Source organism: Defluviitalea raffinosedens (assembly GCF_016908775.1).
Classification (GTDB): Bacteria; Bacillota; Clostridia; order Lachnospirales; family Defluviitaleaceae; genus Defluviitalea; species Defluviitalea raffinosedens.
The window spans coordinates 26,381-46,874 of the sequence record NZ_JAFBEP010000025.1; the positions used below are offsets into that span (position 1 = coordinate 26,381).

Consider the following 20,494-nt stretch of genomic DNA (forward strand, 5'->3'; position numbering starts at 1 on the left):
TTTTTTATTGCATAGGAAATCCCTTCGGATTTCCTATGCAATAAAAAGATGAAATTTTTCCAGTGCTAGAAGGGGATCTTTATTTTATGGTATAATAATTTAGACATAAATGTTTGGGGGGATACATATGTTAAAAAGGATTCAAATTGTGTTTATTATTGTTTTACTGTCCGTTGTGTCATTAAAACCCTCTTTTGCTGCTACAGATGCGCAAATACAGGCTGGAAATAAACTCAGGACACTGAAGATTTTAGCTGGATATGAAGATGGCTCTCTTCGACTGGATAATAATATAACAAGAGCTGAAATAGCAACGATTTTAGTGCGAGTTTTAGGATATGAAAATACTATTATTATTGGTATGGAGGATCAAAAGTTTAAAGATGTGAAAGACAGTCATTGGGCTTCAGCTCATATAAAAAAATCAGCTAAATTGGGACTGATTGCAGGTTATCCTGATGGAAGTTTCAAACCTAATCAGGATATAACATATGCAGAAGCTACGGCAATGATGGTAAGACTTGCGAAACAAGACAAAAATCTTGAAGGAACTTGGCCATATAATTATATTAATAAAGGAAGAGAGATAGGTATTGTTCAAGAGGAAAATATCAATTACAATCAAAAAGTTACAAGAGGTGTGGTGGCGGAATTGCTGTGGAATACGTTACTTGTCAAACTAAAGTAAAAATGATGGATTATAAAGGAATTCGATAAATATTTAAATTTTTGTATAATTAAATTTTATTAAAGTCTTAAAATATATCTAATAATTTTTACCAGTAGAAATATAATGATAATAGAAAAAACTTTTGAATTGTTGTAAAACATAATAAAATGATATATAATAAAAGTGCTTCATTCATGGATGAAGCCAGTGTAATGCACGGTTACGAAATTTATGTTCTTAAGGTTTTGATAGTATTTTTTTTAGACAATGAAGTCCTAGTTCGTAGGACTTATTTTTTATATATCAAGTCATTCAAGAACTACAACTAAAGTCATAGACCAGAAAATATATTCCATTTATGGAAAATTACTTATGAAAAGGTTAAAAAGTTAAGAAAAGAGGTGTAAAGGAATGAATACATAATAAGTATTTGGGTGGAAACAAGAAGTGGATTTTTCCATATAATAAACAGAATGAAATTTATGATTGAGATTCAATTGAATTAAATTAAATGTTTTTAAAGTATGAATCTGATCAATGCTATAAAGAGTTTTTGAGGGATTAGAAATTCTAAGATGAACTTTAAATCGGTGTTGAAAGTACGGCTGAAAAAGTGGTAAGATTAATTTTAGCAAGGAGAAAAGAAATTTATTTTGAAAAATGTTGAAATATATATAGATATTTGGGAGAATAAAGTTTTTATATCGGAGAGTGAGGATCAAAATGTGTGTTGATAATTTTCTTTATGAGAAAAGTGTGGAATGTCCTGTATGTGGCAATACTTTTACAGTGACTGCTGTAAAGAAAAAGGCATATATGGTGGAAAGCAGGGATACTGATTTTTGTGTGCACTACAAAGCGTTGAATCCTATGCTTTACGATGTTTGGATTTGTCAATTATGTGGATATGCAGCATTACAAAGTTCATTCCCTAATATTACCCCCAAAAGAGCAAAATTAATTCAGGAATATATTACCCCCAAGTGGGTTGCTCGGGAAACGGAAAAGATTATAACTTATGAAAAAGCTGTTAATAGATTTAAGCTGGCATTAATAAGTGCTCAGATCAGCAAGGCAAAAGCAAGTGAAGTAGCTGCAATATGTTTGAGAATTGCATGGTTGTATCGTTTTATGAATGACGAAGAAAAAGAAAGGACTTTTCTTTCAAATGCGCTTGAAAAATATTTAGAAGCTTATGCCAATGAAAGATTTCCTTTAGAAAATATGGATGAAGCTACAGTAATATATTTAATTGGAGAATTGCATAGAAGACTTGGTAATAATGAAGAAGCTGTGGTTTGGTTTTCTAAAGTAATAAACTCCAGAACAGGAACAGAAAGAATTCAGAAACTTGCGAGAGATCAATGGCATTTGGTAAAAGATGAACTTAAGAAAAATTCTGTATCATAAGAAGCCTTTATTTTGAGAGGAGTTTGAAATATTTCTTGTTTTTAGTGGACCTATATCAAAGACTGCAAAAGATGACGGATATTTGACTGCTCGGGTTTTTTTATAATGATATTGCATCCAGTGGAGGAGAACTTATAGGAATTTTGCTAGTTATATGCTATAGGTTATTTTTCAGTGGATGCATGTTCATAGTTGCTTTTTAGCGTCAAAACTGGTTGGCATGTTAGAAAGCAGCAATCCAGATGCAAAGATTAAAAGGTCAAATCCATAGATATAATAATTAATACCTCTGAAGTGATTGGATATAGATGAATTTTAAGAAAAATTATGAAAAAATAAAGGCAGAAGAGGTGGACAAGCAATGAGAGAAGAAATTCTGGAAATCCTGGAGAAGAATAGTAGGATACAAATAAAAGATATTGCGGTTATGTTGAACACAACAGAAGAAGAAGTTGAAAAAGAGATTAAGCAAATGGAAAAAGAGCAGATTATCTGCGGTTATAATACTTTGATTAATTGGGATAAAACTAAAAAAGATTTAGTGACTGCGTTAATTGAAGTAAAGGTAACTCCACAAAGAGGAGAAGGTTTTGATAAAATTGCGGAGAGAATTTATAGATTTAATGAAGTAAAAGCTGTGTATTTAATGTCTGGAGGATTTGACTTAACTGTAATTATTGAAGGAAGAACAATGAAGGAAGTTGCTTTATTTGTTGCGCAAAAATTAGCCCCATTGGAATCAGTATTAAGTACGGCAACTCATTTTGTTCTTAAAAAATATAAAGACCATGGTATTCCTTTTGAAGCGCCCCGTAAGGACGAGAGGATGGTTGTATCTCCATGAAGCCAGAAATGATTGCATCGACTGTTAGAGATATTCCGCCATCAGGCATAAGAAAATTTTTCGATATTGCAAACGAAATGGAAGATGCAATATCTTTGGGTGTTGGAGAACCGGATTTTGATACTCCTTGGCATATAAGAGAAGAGGGAATATACAATTTAGAAAAAGGTAAAACAGTATATACTTCCAATTCCGGATTAATGGAACTAAGGGAGGAAATCAGTAAATATTTATCAAGACGTTTTAGCATTGAATATAATCCTAAAACGCAGATCCTTGTTACTGTTGGAGCGAGTGAAGGAATTGATTTGGCCCTCAGAGCACTTTTAAATCCGGGAGATGAAGTATTAATACCTGAACCTTCATATGTTTCATATAAACCTTGCACCATTATGGCAGGAGGGGTTCCTGTTACAATTACTACAAAGGCAGAGGACGAGTTTCGCTTGACACCTGAGCAACTTAAAGCTCATATTACTGATCGAACTAAGGTGTTGATTCTTCCTTATCCTAACAATCCAACCGGTGGAATTATGGAAAAAGAGGATCTTGAAAAAATAGCTGATATTTTGAGGGATAGAGACATTGTGGTAATTTCTGATGAGATTTATGCTGAATTGACATATGATAAGGAGCATGTTTCTATTGCTTCTATACCTGGCATGTATGAAAATACTTTAGTGATCAATGGTTTTTCCAAGGCTTATGCCATGACTGGATGGAGACTGGGCTATGCAGCAGGGCCTGAAGAATTGATTGCCATGATGACAAAAATTCATCAGTATGCCATTATGTGCGCTCCCACAACCAGTCAGTATGCAGCAGTAGAAGCACTGAGGAATGGAGATTCGGATGTTGCTGAAATGAGAAACTCTTTTAATCGAAGAAGAAGGATTATGGTTGATGGGTTTAGAAAGATGGGAATGGATTGCTTTGAACCGTTAGGAGCTTTTTATGTTTTTCCTTCCATTGCAAAAACAGGAATGACCTCTGAGGAATTCTGCAAAAGACTTTTATATGAGCAAAAAGTAGCTGTAGTGCCTGGAACTGCTTTTGGAGAAAGTGGAGAAGGATTTATAAGATGTTCATATGCCTACTCGATTGATAATATCAAAGAAGCTTTAAGGAGAATAGAAAAGTTTATGGAACAATATAAATAACCACAAAAGAACAGCCTAGGCTGTTCTTTTGTGGTTATTTATTCTGGCATTTTGGACAAATACCATAGAAATAGAGTCTCTCATCTACTAACTTGAAATTTGTTTCTTTTTCGATGTTAGAACGAATATGGTCTAAATCAATCGAACCCATATCAAATACTTCACGACAAGAAACACAAATCAGATGAGGATGAGAATTGGTATTTGCATCGTATCTAAAACAATCTTCTCCTACGTTTAACTCCTGAATAAGATTAACTTTTTTTAAAGCATCAAGAGTTTTATACACCGTTGCTAAACTCATCGTTGGATGTGTGGCTTCCAAAGATTTATAGATGGTTTCAGCACTGGGATGTTCTTCTGTTTTAGAAAGCATTTGAAAAATAGCCAGCCTTTGAGGAGTTACCTTCAGGTTTTTTTCCTTTAGACGTTGTGCAAGCTCTTTCATCGGAATAACCACCTTATTAATAATGATTTTTACATAGTAATAATATAAAATTTTTGACATTTCGTCAAGCAACAAATCAGAACGATCCTTATAAATTTTAGGGTAGAAATAATTTCAGGCTTATCAAATTCTATTGTAATTGATAATCTAATATGTTAAAATAAACGAGTATTTACTTAGTTGTTGAATTAGTAAATTAATTTTAATAATCAAAGGTGGGATCTTTAATGTCTATAAATGTTGACCTTATTAATCCATTCATTCAAGGAACACAATCAATATTAAGAGATGTATGTCAAGAAGAGTCGAAACTTGGAAAAATATATCTCAAGAAATCTCCTTACGCTAGTAATACGATTGCTATTATTATTGGTGTTACCGGAGACATTAAAGGTCAGATTATATTTAGTATGGGAATAGATGTAGCTTGCTCGATTGCGTCTAAAATGATGATGGGAATGCCAGTTCCAGAATTAGATGAAATGGCAAAGAGTGCTATTGCCGAATTAACCAATATGATTTTAGGAAATACAGCAACAATATTCTATAACAATGGAGTTTCTGTTGATATTACACCTCCGTCATTGCTGATGGGAGATAATATGCAAATTTCCACAACTAAAATGCAGACGATTTGCATTCCATTACAACTCAGCCAAGGTGCTACATTTGAAATTGATGTAGCAATACAAGATGCTAAGTAGAAAATGAGTGAGTGCTATGAATATTGTTTTATTAGAGCCTGAAATCCCACAAAACACAGGAAATATCGCGAGAACTTGTGCTGCTATCGGAGCAGATTTACATTTAATTAAACCATTGGGATTTTCTGTTGAAGACAAATATTTAAAACGAGCTGGATTAGATTATTGGCATCTGGTAAATATTCATTATCATGAGAATTTTGAGGATTTTAAATCTAAATATCCTGATGCATTACTTTTTATGGCGACTACAAAAGCAAAGCATGTATATACTGAAGTATCCTATACTAAAGATTGCTTTATTGTCTTTGGTAAAGAAACAGCGGGAATTCCGGAGAGCATTTTAAAAGATTATCCTGATACGTGTATACGAATACCTATGAGAAATGAAGCGCGTTCTCTGAATTTGTCCAATTCTGTTGCAATTGTGGCCTATGAAGCTATGAGACAATTGAATTTTGATGGATTAATGTGTGAAGGTAAATTAAGAGAGTATAATTGGGATTAGAGCCCGACTGATGTACAGCCGGGTTTTAATTTTTTATTAAATTGCAAAAACTGTTTGAATGAAACCCTCTAAAATAGCATACCCTAAAAATAAATAAGGTATAAAGAAAGAGGGTTGCTTATGTTCTGGACTGGAATCATAATTGGAATTTTTATAGGTGCTACCTTGGGGATATTGGTAATGTCCATGGCAATTTCAGCAGCAAGAAATAGTTCTGAAGAACACAGAAGATCGATCTATGGAATGGAAACTTCAGAAGAACTTGCACCAAATGTTCATTATAAAAAAGATAAAAAAGAAGAAAAAGATAAAAAAAGCTAAAAAAAACTAAGAAAGAGTTTATGGTTCAACCATGAACTTTTTTATTTTGAAATAATGAAGTAAAAAATTCGTCTACTTCTAAAGAGCTGAACTTTTGTTTTACAAGTACGGCATAGAGGCTTTATTGATAAAAAATAAAAAATATGGTAGCATTAAGGTAGTTTTGTAGTTTTGGGGCATAAGGGGAAAATTTATGTTAGATAACGTTATTTATTCAAACAGATTGCTGATCAAAGATATAGAAAAAAAAGATCTGCCTTTTATCAAACATATGTATCAGGATATGGACTTTTACTTATATGCTATTGGACATAATACTAATCTATGCGAAAAGTATCTTAAGCAGTTTGAAAAAGACGATGAGCGACAGAATTTTTTTTGTGTTGCAAAACTTATTTCAGATCATCGCCCAGTAGGATGTATTGAAGGAACTATTCATTATGGCAGAAAAAAAGTTTTATGGATTAGTTCTGTCATGATTCATAAAGAATTTTGCAGAAAAAGATACGGTACTGAATTGGTGACGGAAATCATGAATTTTTTTAAATCACAATGTGAGATAGAATGTGTTTGTGTCAGTATTGCCGAAAAAAACGATATTGGAGTAAGATTTTGGTCAAAACTTGGTTTTTCACCCATTAAAACGATTTCTAGATATGATGCCCAGCAGATTATGTTCGGAAATATACTAATTTATTGTAAAAATGCTTAATAAAATTTAAAATTCCACAACATTTTTAAAAGTAATTGACAAAGTGCTTTTATATTTATATAATAATATTGTAACAATTACGTAACAAAATCGATATGGGGGACATAATATGATAAAATGGGGCAGACTGACATCAATAACTTTTGTTTTGGGATTGTTTTCGATTTTGAATGTTTCAAATACATATGCAAAAACAACAGCAGTGAGTTTAGAAAATAATGTCGATGTGTGGGGGAAAGCAAGCCAGACAGAAGAAGCGATTTCAACTTTAGATAAGAATGAAGAAGTAGAAATCATAGGGACTGAAGGAGATTATTACGTAATTGCATTAAATAATGGCGAAGAAGGATATGTTGTAAGAGATTTATTAAAGATTGCATCGGTGGACGCAGTATCCACAGGAGATCATGTAAATATTAGACAAGCACCCAATACAAGATGTAATGTTTTGGGACAAGTAAACAAAGGTGATGCTTTAATTGTAACAGGAAAATCCGGGGATTGGTATCAGATTAAGTATAATGGTAATGAAGCTTGGATTCATGGAGATTACGTTAAGACTATGGAAGATGTTTTCGTTACAGAAAAAAAAGGACAAGCTTCTAATAGTAATAATTTAGGTGAAGAGATTGTTGAGTATGCTAAAAGATTTATTGGAACTCCATATAGATACGCTGGAACAGATTTAACCAGCGGCGTTGATTGTTCAGGTTTTACCCAAGCTGTAATGTCTCACTTTGGAATTTATCTCAGCAGACCTTCAAGTGCACAGGCAAATGATGGAGTGACTATTTCTAAGCAAGAATTGCAAGCTGGTGATTTAGTATTTTTCGATACGTCAGGAAGTAATAACGGTAGAATATCTCATGTTGGAATATACGTTGGAAATAACAAGTTCATTCATGCCGACAGCAGCAGAGGAGTAATCATTAATAGTTTGAATGAAGATTATTATATTCGTACATATGTAAAAGCAGTTAGAGTTTTATAAAAAAAGAGTGACTTTCGTCACTCTTTTTTAAATGCATCATATTGCTTTTTGTAAGCCAGAACCTTTGGAACGTAATTTTGAGTTTCGCTAAAAGGTGGAATCCCATTATATTTTTCTACGTTTCCCGGGCCTGCATTATAGGCAGCTAAGGCTAAAGAGGTATTGCCATTGAATTGAATCAGCATATCTCTAAGATAGCGCGTACCGGCATCTACATTTGCTTCTACGTCCCATACATTTTCAACCCCAAGCATTTCGGCTGTTCCCGGCATTAGTTGCATAAGGCCTCTGGCACCTGCAGAAGAAAGGGCGTATGGATTAAAGTTACTTTCCTGTTTAATAACAGCTTTGATCAGATTTTCATCAATATTGTATTTTTCGGCCGCTTCTTTTATAGCATTTTCAATTTCGGCTGTACTTACATTTCCATTAGAAGAATTGATTATTTCATCTAGTTCTCCTTTAAGTATTTCACTGAAGGAAGTTGTATTAGCAGTTGCATCGGAAGATGAATTGTCAGTGTTTTTTTGAGGTACCCTAATAGGAATAGTAAAATTCGAATGAATTGTTGATAATATTTCGTTATACATCGATTTGGGATCAATATAACCCATAAATATCCTCCTTAAAACAGGAATTGTGGTGGTTGGATAACTGATTTAATGATATAATTAAACAAGTCAATCGTCAATGGTATTTTTTTATTAAAAGTAACAGTGAAATTAGAAAGGATCTAATTTATGGAAGAGAGAACATTAAAAACCCTTGAATATCATAAAATTATACACAAATTAGCGAATTATGCTGTTTCTCCTATGGCAAAGGAAATAGCAGAGCATTTAAAGCCTTCTTCGGATTACAATGAAATTATCCGGATGCAAAAAGAAACCAGCGATGCAGTAAGCATGACTATAAGAAAAGGCAGTATCCCACTGGGAGGCTTTAGAGATACAAGAAGTGCTCTTCGTCGAGTAAAGATCGGAGGAGTACTTTCTGCTACAGAACTAATCCATATTGCAGATTTACTGCGAGTATGTAAAAAAGTTAAGAACTATTCCAAAGATGAAAGAAAACAAGAAGTCTATGAAACCTTAGACTCTCTTTTTGAAAGCATTATCACTCTTCCGGCAGTGGAAAATGAGATCACCCGATGTATCATCTCAGAAGAAGAAATATCAGATGAAGCAAGCACAACACTTTATAACCTGAGACGAGAAATGAAGTTGACCAATGAAAGAATTAAAGAACAGCTTCAGAGAATAATTCATTCTTCCAGTAATCAAGCAATGCTGCAAGAATCCGTTATTACCATGAGAGGAGACCGATATTGTGTTCCTGTAAAGCAAGAATATAGAAATAGCTTTCCAGGAATCATTCATGATCAATCTTCTACAGGTGCTACATTATTCATAGAGCCTATGGCGGTAGTACAATTGAACAACCAATTAAGGGAATTGCAAGTAAAAGAGAAATTAGAAATTGAAAGAATCCTGGCCTGGCTTACTTCTATGGTGGAAGAAAATTTAGAAATTATACAGACGAATATGGAAATACTTACTCAGTTAGACTTTATATTTTCTAAAGCACAGCTGGCTTTGGAAATGAGAGCTGTAGAACCTAAATTCAACCAGGAAGGAAGAATTAACATTAAAAAAGGTAGGCATCCTCTTCTGGATCCTAAAAAGGTTGTACCTATTGACATTTATTTGGGAGATCAATTTACCACGCTTCTCATTACGGGTCCTAACACTGGTGGAAAGACAGTATCTTTAAAAACCCTTGGACTTTTTACATTAATGGGACAGGCAGGGCTTCATATTCCGGCTTTTGACAATTCTGAACTGTCGGTTTTTGACCAGGTTTTTGCAGATATTGGAGATGAGCAAAGCATTGAGCAGAGTCTTAGTACTTTTTCCAGTCATATGACAAATATTGTTCATATTTTAGAAAAAGTTACGCCTAATTCTCTGGTGCTTTTTGACGAATTAGGAGCAGGAACTGACCCTACAGAAGGGGCCGCCCTTGCCATGGCAATTTTGGATTATTTGCTTAAAATGGGTGTGCGTACAGCAGCGACAACCCATTATAGTGAATTGAAGATTTATGCTTTGTCTACAGAAGGAATTGAAAATGCTTCGTCAGAATTTGATATCGAAACCCTTCGACCAACTTATAAATTGCTCATAGGAATTCCGGGTAAAAGTAATGCATTTTCTATTTCCAAACGGTTAGGACTTCCTGATTTTATCATTGATCATGCAAAACAGCTGATAGCAAAGGAAGACAAAAAATTTGAAGATTTAATTATGGATTTAGAAATCAGTAAAAAAAGTGCTCTTTATGAGCAGGACAGAGCAGCCCAATACCGCAGAGAAGCGGAAGAATTAAAGAAGCAACTGGAAAAGCAAAAGGAAAAATTGGAGGCTCAAAAAGAAAAAATTCTACTGGAAGCAAAGCAGGAAGCAAGAAGAATTTTGCAGCAATCCAAAGATGAAGCGGATAAAATTTTAAAAGAACTTCAAAAATCAGCCAGAGAAGCTCAGATAGTGATTAATCAGAAGGAAATGGAGGAAGCAAGGGGACAGCTTAGGGGAAGACTTCAGGATATTGAGGATGATTTAGCAAAAGCGGCGCTTCCTAAGAAAACTCTGAAAAAATTGCCTAAAAACCTGAAAAAAGGTGACAAAGTATTCATTTCCTCTTTGAATCAAAGCGGCATGGTTGTTGATCCTCCGGATCAAAATGGAGATGTTATGGTTCAGGCAGGCATTATGAAGATCAAGGTACACCTATCCAATTTAGCCTTGGATGAATCCGAGGAAAAGCAAGATAAAAAAACGAAAAAAATCAGTTCTACTGGGAAACCTGTAAAAGCCCTTCATATCAAGCCTGAAATAGATCTTAGAGGGCAGATGGTTGATGAGGCACTTAGCAATATAGACAAATATCTGGATGATGCGTATTTGGCTAATCTGCCTCAGGTTACGATTATCCATGGAAAAGGGACCGGAGCCTTAAGACAAGCGATTCATCAACATCTTAAAAGACATCCCCATGTAAAATCCTATAGACTAGGAAAATACGGAGAAGGGGAAACAGGTGTAACAATAGTTGAATTTAAATAAAGATCTTAGTTCAAATGTTATGTTGCATTAGATGATTCACTTTAGATATAATATAAATTACAGGCAGTTCAAAATATATCCAATGGGAGTGGTATCATGGGAATTTTTAACAGGATGGTTAATGTAATTAAAGCAAATATTAATGACTTGATTGATAAGGCAGAAGATCCGGAAAAAATGCTGGAGCAGCTCATACTGGATATGCAGGAACAATATACTGCTGCAAAAGCCCAAGTAGCGCAGGCAATTGCTGATGAAAAGAAATTGGAAAGAGAGTATGAAGAACAGCTGAAACTTCAAAATGAATGGGCTGAGAAAGCAGAACTGGCTGTTAGTCAGCAAAATGACGATTTAGCAATTAAAGCTTTAAAAAGAAAGAAAGAGCATGAAAAGCTTGCAGAAGAATATAAAATACATTTGGATGACCAAAAACAAGTTACAGAAAAATTAAAGAATTCTCTTAAGGAACTTAATGATAAAATAGAAGAAGCAAAGAGGAAAAAGGAATTATTGATTGCCAGATCCAAAAGAGCTAAAGCCCAGGAAACAGTTAATAAAACCTTTTCAGAATTAAATGATACCAGCGCATTTGATAGTTTTGCAAGAATGGAGTCTAAAATAGAAGCAATGGAAGATAAGGTGAAAGCTCAGGAAGAATTAAATAACGAGGTGTCGGAAAATACATTGGATAAAGAATTTGAGCAGCTGGAAAAAGCAAGACAGGATTTAGACGTGATGGATGAGTTGGCTGCCCTTAAGGCGAAAATGGGCAAATAGATTATAAAAAGACCCCTACATATGTAGGGGTTTAATCTATGAATGGAGGTGGGGAATATTGTCTTCCAAAATGAAAATATTAATAGTAGATGATGATGTACACATTGCTGAGTTGATTTCCCTTTATCTTGATAAAGAAGGGTATGAAACAAAGGAAGTCTATAGCGGAAAAACTGCCTTGCAGGTATTTTCATCTTTTGCACCTCATCTGGTTATACTGGATATAATGCTTCCTGAAATTGATGGATACGATGTTTGCAAAGAAATACGAAAAATGAGCAACATTCCTATTATCATGCTGACGGCTAAAGGAGAAACTTTCGATAAAGTTTTAGGACTGGAACTGGGGGCGGATGATTATATCGTAAAACCTTTTGAACCCAAAGAATTAGTTGCCAGAGTTAAAGCTGTATTAAGAAGATATGAGCCCAGAGAAGAAAACAGCAGAAAAATTATTGTACCTAATCTTACTATTGATTTAGGAAATTATTCTGTGACCTATCATGGAAAACAGATGGAGCTTCCTCCGAAAGAACTGGAGCTTTTATATTTTCTTGCATCTAATCCAAATCAGGTATTTACAAGGGAGCAGCTCTTAGACCGCATTTGGGGATATGATTATATTGGAGATACCAGAACAGTAGACGTGCATATCAAAAGAATAAGAGAGAAATTGAATCAAAAAGAAACCTGGAGTATAAAAACAGTTTGGGGGGTAGGTTATAAATTTGAAAATATCTAAGACCCTCTTTGGAAAACTTTTTACTGCATATATGGGAATCATTTTAGGAAGTTTTATTCTGCTGGCTGCGATTTTATCCCAAGCTTTTGAAAGGTATTTTATCAACCAAAAAGAAGAGATCATGCTGGAGCAGGGAGAAAAAATAACAATGCAGTATGCGAAAGCATATTATACAGGAATCATGGACTTAGAACAGCTCAAATTCGAAATGGAAGTGTTGGACAAATATTTGGATTCTATGATTTGGATTGTGGATGCCAACGGCAGAATTTATGTAGTTTCAAGAACAGAAAATAAATCCTGGATAGGTCAAAAGTTAACATTTGCACATATTTCTGAAGTATTTGAAGGGAAAATAGTTACGATCAAAGGAAATTTCGGAGGCTACTTTAAAGAACCTGTACTTACTATAGGTTATCCAATTCAAATAGACGGTAAAACTTATGGTGCATTGTTTATGCATACCCCTATCCCTGAAATTCAAAGAACTGTACAAGAATTATATAAAATTACTTTGTTATGCCTAGGATTGTCCGGATTACTTGCCTTTATGTTTATATACTATTTATCCAGGCGGATTACAAATCCATTGAAAGAAATGAACGAAGTAGCCAAGGTAATTGCCGGAGGAGACTTCCAAAGGAAACTCGATGTTATTGGAGAAGATGAAGTGGCTGAATTGGCTGGCAGCTTTAATTATATGGCGGAGGAGCTGAATAAGTTAGAAGAATTAAGGCGAGGATTTATTGCAAATATATCTCATGACCTTCGCTCACCGCTTACGTCGATTCAAGGCTTTGTACAAGCCATATTGGACGGAACCATTCCACAGGAAAAACAGACGAAATACCTTGAAATCGTGTTAGATGAAACGCGCCGGCTTACTAAAATGACAAATGACATCATGGATTTAACTAAGATGGAAAGCGGGCAAATGGAATTAAAAAAAGATCAGTTTGAAGTCAATGATCTGATCAGAAGAGTATTGGATAAATTTGAAAAGAGAGTATTGGATAAAAAGGTTGAGCTTAATTTAATATTAGCCGAAGAAAGAACCATGGTTTTTGCGGACAGGGAGCAGATCCAAAGAGTCATCTATAATCTTTTGGATAATGCGGTGAAATTCGTTCCGGAAGAAGGAAAGATATGGGTTGAAACAACCCGCGCTAGTAATAAGGTATTTATATCTGTCAAGAATAGCGGTGATCCTATTCCACAGGAAGATTTGCTTTATATCTGGGACAGATTTCATAAAGGGGATAAATCCAGAGGAAAAGATAAGACCGGAATGGGTTTAGGGCTTTCGATTGTTAAGCAGATTCTTAAAAATCATGGGGAAGCGATTAAAGTAGAAAATCTTGAAGAAGGAGTAGCCTTTACCTTTACTTTGGAGCTGAAAAACTAAAGCGTGCGATAGCACGTTTTTTTTATTGTATAGGAAATACCTCCGAATTTCCTATACAATAAAAAGCCTTGTATTTATAAAGATTTACAAATAGTTCATATTTTATTCAAAACTGATAGATATAATATAATCATCAAGTAAGAATTGTGGAGGAGGTAATAACATGGATGAATTTCATGGAATGGACCGAGAGAAAGAAATTGATGAAGGTATTATAGACGTAAATGAAACGCGTACAGTAGATGTTGAACCTCATTACTATACTCAAACTATTAAAACAGAAACGAAAAAGCCAAGATTCAAGAAGATGACGGCTCTTTTGATCGCTCTTGGAATAGTTGTAGGGGGATCGTCAGTAGGACTGGGCATAGGGTTGGCAAAACCATTTAATGAACTCTTACTGCAACCGGCATTACAAGCACTTAACGAGAAATACTTTGGCAATACACAAGTAGAAGAAGATATGGAAGAACCATTTTCATTTGATAATATTAAAACCAGTGAGGGAGAAGAAGGTTCGGCTGAAATAGCTCCTGTATCCTATTTATCGGGACAAGTAAGTATTCCTGAAATTGCCAAAAAAATAGGTCCTTCAGTGGTATCAATTAAAAGCCGTTATACGGTAACTGATTGGTGGAATGCACAATACCAACAGGAAGGTACCGGTTCAGGTATTATATTTAATGTTACTTCAAATGAAGTAATGATTGTGACCAATTACCATGTTATTGAAAAAGCACAAAATCTGGTGGTTACCTTTTTAGGAAGTTATTCCGCACCGGCAACTGTAGTAGGAGCAGATTCTCAAACTGACTTAGCAGTCGTAAAAGTATTAAAAAGTGATTTGCCGGATGAAATTAGAGGACAGGTTAAAGCTGCTCCTTTTGGAGATTCTGATGAATTAGAAGTAGGAGAACTGGCAGTAGCTATAGGGAACCCCTTGGGAGAAGCTTACAGCAATACAGTTACTGCAGGAGTAATCAGTGCGCTCAATCGTACCGTCCAGCTTACAGATAAAGAAATGACTTTAATTCAGACAGATGCAGCAATCAACCCCGGAAACAGCGGTGGAGCTTTAGTGGGAAGCAAAGGAGCAGTGATTGGGATTAATACTGTCAAATTAGTTGATACCAGTGTTGAAGGCATGGGTTTTGCAATTCCAATTAATGATGCAAAACCGATTATTGAAGAATTAGTGAACAAAGGCTCTGTTTCAAGACCTTATCTTGGTATTCTGGGACAAGATATAACGGAGGATACAGCTCAATTATACGAAATTCCTATAGGTGTTTTAGTGCGTGAAGTATATCAAGGCAGTGGAGCTTATGCAGCAGGAATCAGAGCAGGAGATATCATTATTGAATTTGACGGACATAAGATTACAACTATGGCACAGCTGACAAAGATTATAGAATCTCATAAAGTAGGGGATAAAATTCAAGTTAAGATCGTAAGAGGAGGAACCACAAAGAAAACTGTTACAGTTCAGCTTCAGGATAAAAGTAAAGTAAATCGTTAACAGGAGGCGAACAGTGTTTAGGCGAACATTGTTCGCTTTTTTTATTGTATAGGAAATTCCTCCGGATTTCCTATACAATAAAAAACCCTCTGAGCAGGATGCACATTCGCACATATCGTATTTTGTCGGCTTTGCCGACCGTGCTCCGCGCGAGAGTTTCGCGAGCGAAACTCTTTCTTGTGAAAATAAAAGTTCGCTTTGCCCATAAAGGATAAAACTTTCTTATAAAAATGATGTTTCAATGACATATAGCATTTAAGTTCAATATTAGGTATAATCATAAACATATGGAGACAAATTTTAATTGAAACTACTTCAATCATATTTTGTTTGCCAGAATAGATTACACAATTCATGCCGTGAATAAACTTAATAGAGTGTGTAATCTATAAGAAGCTTTGACGCAAAGTCAAAGGATTTTGAATGGAGGATTTTGATGCGGTATTTAAAGGACATTAGAGATGGCGAACAGGTAATAGGACATTACCTTTGCAAACAGAAGCAAACCTTAAAGTCAAGAACAGGGAAGCCTTACATATCCCTAAAGCTGCAGGATAAAACAGGTTTGGTGGATGCAAAGATTTGGGATATACACAATGAGATCGAGGAATTTGAGGAAAACTCTTTTATAAAGATAGATGGAATTGTCAGTGTATTTCAAGGGGAATATCAGATCAGTATTCGAAGGCTCAGGCTTAGTATGGAAGGGGAATATGATCCTATGGACTATGTTCCCTGTACGGATAAAGATATCAACGGAATGCTTGAAAAATTAAGAGGATATATAGATAAAGTTGAAAATCCATATATTAAAAAGTTGCTTCAAAGCTTTTTTGTGGAGGATGAAGCTTTTTTAAGCAAATTCACATATCATTCCGCTGCACGAAGTGTGCACCACAGCTATATGGGAGGATTACTGGAACATACCTTATCTGTTGTGGAATATGCGAATTTTTTATCTCATTATTACTCCAGTTCCAATCATGACATCGTGATTGCCGGTGCAATGCTCCATGATATTGGAAAGATAGAAGAACTGTCTGATTTTCCGATGAATGATTATACGGATCTTGGACAGCTTTTAGGACATATTATGATTGGAGCAGAGATGGTAGGGAAGAAAATCAGCCAGATAAAGAATTTCCCTCCTAATTTGGAAGCGCTTATAAAGCATTGCATTTTGGCACATCATGGAGAATTTGAATATGGTTCTCCCAAACGTCCCAAAACCATTGAAGCCATGATTATTCATTGTGCAGATAATACGGATGCTAAGATTAAACTATTCGATGAAGCCATTATGGGGGATCATTCCAAGGGCAGCTGGGTTGGCTTTAACAGAATGCTGGGAAGAAATATTAGAAAGAGCGATTTTTAATCAGGTGATGCTATGCATAATGACAGCAGAACCATATCCGCCGGAGAGATTAATAAGTATGTTTACTGCCCTTATCAATGGTATTATACAAGACTATTTGGCAATAAAAAATTAAGAGAATTAGTAAAAAGAAGAAATGAAGAATATGGATATGAATATACGGAAATGAGCCATTTCCAAAAAGGAAATCGCTTTCATAACCGCTATCATTTTCGATATAAACTGAAGAAACTTGTTCTTACTTTATTAGGCATTGCTTGTGTACTGATTCTGGGTGCTCTTCTTTTTTGGGTGATGAGATATGAATAGCTTATACATGATATGGGGGATATCTTTTTTACTGGGTATATCCCTTTTATTTCTGATATTTAAGAAACCGGATATTCAGGTTAAAAGGCCGAAGATAGGGGTTTTTGGGGCGGATATTATATACACGGACCAAAAGGAAAAAAATAAGGATCCAAATATAGAATATGGTACAATATTATATTCGGAAAAATATGATCTTCAGGGGAAACCGGACTATATTTTCCAAAAAAGATGGAGCAAAAACTTGATTCCTGTTGAATTAAAAAGCGGTACCATTAATGAAAATGACATAAATCCCCATGAAGGAGATATGATGCAGCTGGCAGCCTATTTTCTGATCATTGAAGACGTGTATGGGAAAAGGCCTAAAGAGGGACGGCTCATATACAGCAATTATATGTTTGTTATAAAGAATACATGGAGTTTAAGAAAGAAAACGAAGCAAATTTTAGCCCAGATGCGGGATATGCTTAAAACTGGAGAACAAAATGTCAATCCAAGCTTTATAAAATGCCGATATTGTATATGTAGAGATACAGTATGTGAGCATTATAATGGAGAGGATTGATATTGTGAAAAAAGATGATAAAACCAAGTCAAATATTAAAAAGTTAATCAATAAAGCAGAACCAAAAGTGGAACAACCATCAGATTCCATATGGGATAAAAAAGATCCTTTGGAAGAAGCTTTAAGAAAAAGTGATGATGAAGTACTGGCAAAAGCGATCAGAGAGCTTCTTAACAAGGATTTACTGAACTAGAAACAACGGAGGAACAATACAATGGATGAATTGCCAATCAGCAAAAATATGCATTTTGAGATGACCATAGAGGACATAGGTTCAAAAGGAGAAGGCATAGGAAAAATCAAAGACTTTACAATCTTTGTTGAAGGTGGATTACCGGGAGATAAAATAGAGGTAAGAATTGTGAAGGTGAAGAAAAGCTATGGATATGGGAAACTAATTCGCATCATAGAAGCTTCACCCTTGAGAGTTACTCCCCTTTGCCCCCATGCCAGAAGGTGTGGTGGATGCCAGATCCAGCATTTTGATTATCAGGCTCAACTGGATTTTAAGAGAAAAAAAGTGGAAGATAGTATAGAACGAATAGGGAAACTTACAGATGTTGTTGTTCATCCTACCTTAGGGATGAAAGAACCCTTTTACTATAGAAACAAGGCACAGTTTCCGGTAAAGATGAAAGATGGAAAGGTGCAAATCGGTTTTTACGCTCAAAGAAGTCATGACATTGTGGATATTCCAAAATGTTATATACAGGACCCCATAAATGACGAAATCATTAAGATCATGAGAAACTATATAGAAACCTATAATGTACCTGTGTACGATGAGGAAAAACATAAGGGCCTTATCCGCCATATCTTGACAAGAGTAGGTTTTAAGACGAAAGAATTTATGGTTTGCATTGTTATCAACGGAAAAGATATTCCTCATAAAGATCAACTGATCGCCCAGCTTACCAAAATCCCAAATATGAAAAGCATTGTCCTGAATCACAATACTCAAAAAACCAATGTTATATTAGGAGATACCATCACGACATTATGGGGACAAGACTATATCACCGACTATATTGGGGATGTAAAATTTGAAATATCCCCACTGTCATTCTTTCAGGTAAACCCCATGCAGACAAAGGTGCTTTATGAAAAAGCTTTGGAATATGCGAAGCTTAACGGGGATGAAACGGTATGGGATGCATATTGTGGTATTGGAACCATTTCATTATTCCTTGCCAAAAAAGCAAAGAAAGTATACGGGGTAGAAATCGTCGAAGCAGCCATTGAAGATGCAAGAAGAAATGCAAAAATCAATCATATAGATAATGTAGAATTTTTCGTAGGAAAAGCTGAAGAAGTCATCCCTGCACTCTATGAAGAAAAAGGCATCAAAGCGGATGTCATCGTCGTAGATCCCCCAAGAAAAGGCTGCGACGAAACCCTGCTTGAAACCATGGCCAAAATGGAACCCAAGCGAATCGTTTATGTCTCCTGTGACCCAGGAACTTTGGCGAGGGATTTAAAAATCTTAAGTGAAAAAGGATATAAAGTTGAAGAAGCTCAGCCAGTAGACATGTTTGCCCATAGTGTGCATGTAGAGACGGTAGTTAGGCTTTCACGTCAATAAGTGAGATTGAGATATGTAATATTTATAAAAGATATAGTTTTGCCTACGATTTGCCAACGGAAAAATTTCGCCGTTGGCAAATTACTATTTCAAATATATTAACTGTAAAAAATTCAATAAAGAAATGATTATTTAACTCATGCTTTTACGTCAGATTTTAGAAACAGTTTATCCATTGGGTAGGTTTTAATAGTGATGAGTTTTATAGACGAATTTATTCATGAATATTTTGCCTAGTCCAGTCAAGGGATTTCGCGGGTTTTCAGCAATTTATTATACCAGATTAATTGAAAGACAAAGAAAAGCAAGAATAAGAAGGGAAGAAGCAAAATAAATGTTATTGTTATATATAGAATATGTGGGGGTGGAAATCGGTATATGAGAGAAAAGTTATTGAAAATGATGGAAGATTTAGTTAATGGGGAGTATGACTGTAATGATTTTTCTTATGATTTTCCGCATGAAATGTTTGAATTAGAAGATGAAGCTTTATTAGAAGCTCTAGATGATATGCCAGAAATATGTGCTGCTTATGATCCTTATAAAGAGGATGAAGAAGAGCTACTAAATGATGAAGAACTTATAGAAAAAGTTAGAGAAATATACAGCAGAATAGGGAATCAATAGTATAATCAGTAGGGACGGTTCTTTTTGATTATATGAAGAAGCTGACTGTGGCTTTTTGAAACTGAACTAAATTGAAGGGAGAAGTAAGTACATGGCAAATATCATAACAAGCGTTAGAATCCTGTGCAGTATTGCGTTGTTGTTCTGTACAGCACTTTCTCCTACGTTCTATATATTGTATCTATTGGCAGGGGTCACTGATATGGTTGATGGGATAGTAGCAAGAAAGACAAATACCGTCAGTGAATTTGGCTCTAAGCTAGACACCATTGCAGATTTTGTTTTTGTTGTAGTATGCCTTATAAAGTTGATTCCAGCATTGGATATTCCTGTATGGCTTTATTTATGGATCGGTGCCATTGTAGCAATAAAGGTTATCAACTTGGTTTCTGGATTTATTGTACAGAAGAAGTTTGTGGAAGAACATACCATTATGAATAAGGTTACTGGCTTAATGCTATTTATCCTTCTGCTGACCTTAAGTATTGTCGATTTGAAATACAGTGCAATTATAGTTTGTACTGTTGCAACATTTGCAGCTATTGAAGAAGGCCGTTTTATTAGGTCCGGCACTATAACCGATGATTTACCTATTAAAGAGTGGTGTTAGTATATTAGTGTAGACACAAAAAGCCGAACACCTTAAAATATAAAAAGGGAAGGAAGTGTCTACAATGGCAAAAGGGCAAAAGTA

General features: G+C 35.0%; 23 protein-coding genes. 21 read left to right on the forward strand and 2 right to left on the reverse strand.

Annotated features, from left to right (window positions below; all coding sequences use genetic code 11):
- Positions 1 to 127 precede the first annotated feature (127 nt).
- The 4 genes from JOD07_RS13640 to JOD07_RS13655 all read left to right on the forward strand — a co-directional run bounded on the left by JOD07_RS13640 (position 128) and on the right by JOD07_RS13655 (position 4,084).
- Positions 128 to 688 carry an S-layer homology domain-containing protein gene (locus tag JOD07_RS13640; RefSeq protein ID WP_158740977.1) on the forward strand — a complete coding sequence of 187 codons (561 nt, stop codon included), beginning with the start codon at positions 128 to 130 and terminating at the stop codon, positions 686 to 688.
- 705 nt (positions 689 to 1,393) lie between these two features.
- Positions 1,394 to 2,080 carry a DUF2225 domain-containing protein gene (locus JOD07_RS13645; protein ID WP_158740976.1) on the forward strand — a complete coding sequence of 229 codons (687 nt, stop codon included), beginning with the start codon at positions 1,394 to 1,396 and terminating at the stop codon, positions 2,078 to 2,080.
- 361 nt (positions 2,081 to 2,441) lie between these two features.
- Positions 2,442 to 2,924: an Lrp/AsnC family transcriptional regulator gene (locus tag JOD07_RS13650; RefSeq protein WP_158740975.1), complete on the forward strand. Its 483-nt coding sequence runs from the start codon at positions 2,442 to 2,444 to the stop codon at positions 2,922 to 2,924.
- Positions 2,921 to 4,084 carry an aminotransferase class I/II-fold pyridoxal phosphate-dependent enzyme gene (locus JOD07_RS13655; RefSeq protein ID WP_158740973.1) on the forward strand — a complete coding sequence of 388 codons (1,164 nt, stop codon included), beginning with the start codon at positions 2,921 to 2,923 and terminating at the stop codon, positions 4,082 to 4,084. The genes JOD07_RS13650 and JOD07_RS13655 overlap by 4 nt, the downstream gene beginning before the upstream one ends.
- A gap of 34 nt (positions 4,085 to 4,118) precedes the next feature.
- On the opposite strand, the gene perR is transcribed toward JOD07_RS13655, so the two are convergent.
- Positions 4,119 to 4,532: a transcriptional regulator PerR gene (perR, locus tag JOD07_RS13660; RefSeq protein ID WP_158740971.1), complete on the reverse strand. Its 414-nt coding sequence runs from the start codon at positions 4,530 to 4,532 to the stop codon at positions 4,119 to 4,121.
- 227 nt (positions 4,533 to 4,759) lie between these two features.
- Between perR and JOD07_RS13665 the strand changes: the two genes are divergently transcribed.
- The 5 genes from JOD07_RS13665 to JOD07_RS13685 all read left to right on the forward strand — a co-directional run bounded on the left by JOD07_RS13665 (position 4,760) and on the right by JOD07_RS13685 (position 7,768).
- Positions 4,760 to 5,236 (forward strand): chemotaxis protein CheX, encoded by a 477-nt coding sequence (locus JOD07_RS13665; RefSeq protein ID WP_207756980.1) that lies wholly within the window; start codon positions 4,760 to 4,762, stop codon positions 5,234 to 5,236.
- 16 nt (positions 5,237 to 5,252) lie between these two features.
- Entirely contained in the window at positions 5,253 to 5,744 is a 492-nt protein-coding gene (trmL, locus tag JOD07_RS13670; RefSeq protein ID WP_204614343.1) for a tRNA (uridine(34)/cytosine(34)/5-carboxymethylaminomethyluridine(34)-2'-O)-methyltransferase TrmL, read from the forward strand.
- Between the two features lie 120 nt (positions 5,745 to 5,864).
- Entirely contained in the window at positions 5,865 to 6,065 is a 201-nt protein-coding gene (locus JOD07_RS13675; RefSeq protein ID WP_158740969.1) for a hypothetical protein, read from the forward strand.
- A 193-nt stretch (positions 6,066 to 6,258) separates the two neighbouring features.
- Entirely contained in the window at positions 6,259 to 6,777 is a 519-nt protein-coding gene (locus JOD07_RS13680) for a GNAT family N-acetyltransferase (protein WP_158740967.1), read from the forward strand.
- A gap of 109 nt (positions 6,778 to 6,886) precedes the next feature.
- The gene (locus JOD07_RS13685) at positions 6,887 to 7,768 is read left to right on the forward strand and encodes a C40 family peptidase (RefSeq protein ID WP_158740965.1); all 882 of its coding nucleotides are present in this window, start codon (positions 6,887 to 6,889) and stop codon (positions 7,766 to 7,768) included.
- A 17-nt stretch (positions 7,769 to 7,785) separates the two neighbouring features.
- Here JOD07_RS13685 and JOD07_RS13690 read toward each other — a convergent pair whose 3' ends face one another.
- Positions 7,786 to 8,382 (reverse strand): lytic transglycosylase domain-containing protein, encoded by a 597-nt coding sequence (locus JOD07_RS13690; RefSeq protein ID WP_158740963.1) that lies wholly within the window; start codon positions 8,380 to 8,382, stop codon positions 7,786 to 7,788.
- A gap of 126 nt (positions 8,383 to 8,508) precedes the next feature.
- On the opposite strand from JOD07_RS13690, the gene JOD07_RS13695 reads away from it, so the two are divergent.
- The 12 genes from JOD07_RS13695 to JOD07_RS13750 all read left to right on the forward strand — a co-directional run bounded on the left by JOD07_RS13695 (position 8,509) and on the right by JOD07_RS13750 (position 20,410).
- Positions 8,509 to 10,893: an endonuclease MutS2 gene (locus tag JOD07_RS13695; protein ID WP_204614345.1), complete on the forward strand. Its 2,385-nt coding sequence runs from the start codon at positions 8,509 to 8,511 to the stop codon at positions 10,891 to 10,893.
- Positions 10,894 to 10,989: 96 nt separating this feature from the next.
- On the forward strand, positions 10,990 to 11,670 hold the full coding sequence (locus tag JOD07_RS13700) for a PspA/IM30 family protein (RefSeq protein WP_158740959.1): 681 nt from the start codon (positions 10,990 to 10,992) through the stop codon (positions 11,668 to 11,670).
- Between the two features lie 58 nt (positions 11,671 to 11,728).
- On the forward strand, positions 11,729 to 12,412 hold the full coding sequence (locus JOD07_RS13705; protein WP_158740957.1) for a response regulator transcription factor: 684 nt from the start codon (positions 11,729 to 11,731) through the stop codon (positions 12,410 to 12,412).
- Positions 12,399 to 13,817 (forward strand): sensor histidine kinase, encoded by a 1,419-nt coding sequence (locus JOD07_RS13710; protein WP_204614347.1) that lies wholly within the window; start codon positions 12,399 to 12,401, stop codon positions 13,815 to 13,817. The genes JOD07_RS13705 and JOD07_RS13710 overlap by 14 nt, the downstream gene beginning before the upstream one ends.
- 163 nt (positions 13,818 to 13,980) lie before the next feature.
- Positions 13,981 to 15,336: a S1C family serine protease gene (locus JOD07_RS13715; RefSeq protein WP_204614350.1), complete on the forward strand. Its 1,356-nt coding sequence runs from the start codon at positions 13,981 to 13,983 to the stop codon at positions 15,334 to 15,336.
- A 436-nt stretch (positions 15,337 to 15,772) separates the two neighbouring features.
- Positions 15,773 to 16,714, forward strand: coding sequence for a 3'-5' exoribonuclease YhaM family protein (locus tag JOD07_RS13720; RefSeq protein ID WP_158740951.1), 942 nt, complete (start codon positions 15,773 to 15,775; stop codon positions 16,712 to 16,714).
- Between the two features lie 12 nt (positions 16,715 to 16,726).
- A complete protein-coding gene (locus JOD07_RS13725) occupies positions 16,727 to 17,023 on the forward strand; it encodes a hypothetical protein (protein ID WP_158740949.1) in 297 nt (98 codons plus the stop codon).
- Positions 17,016 to 17,591, forward strand: coding sequence for a CRISPR-associated protein Cas4 (cas4, locus tag JOD07_RS13730; protein WP_158740947.1), 576 nt, complete (start codon positions 17,016 to 17,018; stop codon positions 17,589 to 17,591). Before JOD07_RS13725 ends, cas4 begins: the two co-directional genes overlap by 8 nt.
- Before the next feature lie 4 nt (positions 17,592 to 17,595).
- On the forward strand, positions 17,596 to 17,784 hold the full coding sequence (locus JOD07_RS13735) for a hypothetical protein (RefSeq protein WP_158740945.1): 189 nt from the start codon (positions 17,596 to 17,598) through the stop codon (positions 17,782 to 17,784).
- A 21-nt stretch (positions 17,785 to 17,805) separates the two neighbouring features.
- Positions 17,806 to 19,173, forward strand: a complete 1,368-nt coding sequence (gene rlmD, locus JOD07_RS13740) for a 23S rRNA (uracil(1939)-C(5))-methyltransferase RlmD (protein WP_204614352.1) — start codon at positions 17,806 to 17,808, stop codon at positions 19,171 to 19,173.
- Between the two features lie 378 nt (positions 19,174 to 19,551).
- Positions 19,552 to 19,800: a hypothetical protein gene (locus JOD07_RS13745; protein WP_158740941.1), complete on the forward strand. Its 249-nt coding sequence runs from the start codon at positions 19,552 to 19,554 to the stop codon at positions 19,798 to 19,800.
- Between the two features lie 91 nt (positions 19,801 to 19,891).
- Positions 19,892 to 20,410 (forward strand): CDP-alcohol phosphatidyltransferase family protein, encoded by a 519-nt coding sequence (locus JOD07_RS13750; protein ID WP_204614354.1) that lies wholly within the window; start codon positions 19,892 to 19,894, stop codon positions 20,408 to 20,410.
- The last annotated feature ends 84 nt before the right edge of the window (positions 20,411 to 20,494 follow it).

Coding starts and splice junctions, on each gene's coding strand:
- JOD07_RS13640 (WP_158740977.1), top strand. CDS start 128: ATGTTAAAAAGGATTCAAATTGTGTTTATTATTGTTTTACTGTCCGTT.
- JOD07_RS13645 (WP_158740976.1), top strand. CDS start 1,394: ATGTGTGTTGATAATTTTCTTTATGAGAAAAGTGTGGAATGTCCTGTA.
- JOD07_RS13650 (WP_158740975.1), top strand. CDS start 2,442: ATGAGAGAAGAAATTCTGGAAATCCTGGAGAAGAATAGTAGGATACAA.
- JOD07_RS13655 (WP_158740973.1), top strand. CDS start 2,921: ATGAAGCCAGAAATGATTGCATCGACTGTTAGAGATATTCCGCCATCA.
- perR (WP_158740971.1), bottom strand. CDS start 4,532: ATGAAAGAGCTTGCACAACGTCTAAAGGAAAAAAACCTGAAGGTAACT.
- JOD07_RS13665 (WP_207756980.1), top strand. CDS start 4,760: ATGTCTATAAATGTTGACCTTATTAATCCATTCATTCAAGGAACACAA.
- trmL (WP_204614343.1), top strand. CDS start 5,253: ATGAATATTGTTTTATTAGAGCCTGAAATCCCACAAAACACAGGAAAT.
- JOD07_RS13675 (WP_158740969.1), top strand. CDS start 5,865: ATGTTCTGGACTGGAATCATAATTGGAATTTTTATAGGTGCTACCTTG.
- JOD07_RS13680 (WP_158740967.1), top strand. CDS start 6,259: ATGTTAGATAACGTTATTTATTCAAACAGATTGCTGATCAAAGATATA.
- JOD07_RS13685 (WP_158740965.1), top strand. CDS start 6,887: ATGATAAAATGGGGCAGACTGACATCAATAACTTTTGTTTTGGGATTG.
- JOD07_RS13690 (WP_158740963.1), bottom strand. CDS start 8,382: ATGGGTTATATTGATCCCAAATCGATGTATAACGAAATATTATCAACA.
- JOD07_RS13695 (WP_204614345.1), top strand. CDS start 8,509: ATGGAAGAGAGAACATTAAAAACCCTTGAATATCATAAAATTATACAC.
- JOD07_RS13700 (WP_158740959.1), top strand. CDS start 10,990: ATGGGAATTTTTAACAGGATGGTTAATGTAATTAAAGCAAATATTAAT.
- JOD07_RS13715 (WP_204614350.1), top strand. CDS start 13,981: ATGGATGAATTTCATGGAATGGACCGAGAGAAAGAAATTGATGAAGGT.
- JOD07_RS13720 (WP_158740951.1), top strand. CDS start 15,773: ATGCGGTATTTAAAGGACATTAGAGATGGCGAACAGGTAATAGGACAT.
- JOD07_RS13725 (WP_158740949.1), top strand. CDS start 16,727: ATGCATAATGACAGCAGAACCATATCCGCCGGAGAGATTAATAAGTAT.
- cas4 (WP_158740947.1), top strand. CDS start 17,016: ATGAATAGCTTATACATGATATGGGGGATATCTTTTTTACTGGGTATA.
- rlmD (WP_204614352.1), top strand. CDS start 17,806: ATGGATGAATTGCCAATCAGCAAAAATATGCATTTTGAGATGACCATA.
- JOD07_RS13745 (WP_158740941.1), top strand. CDS start 19,552: ATGAGAGAAAAGTTATTGAAAATGATGGAAGATTTAGTTAATGGGGAG.
- JOD07_RS13750 (WP_204614354.1), top strand. CDS start 19,892: ATGGCAAATATCATAACAAGCGTTAGAATCCTGTGCAGTATTGCGTTG.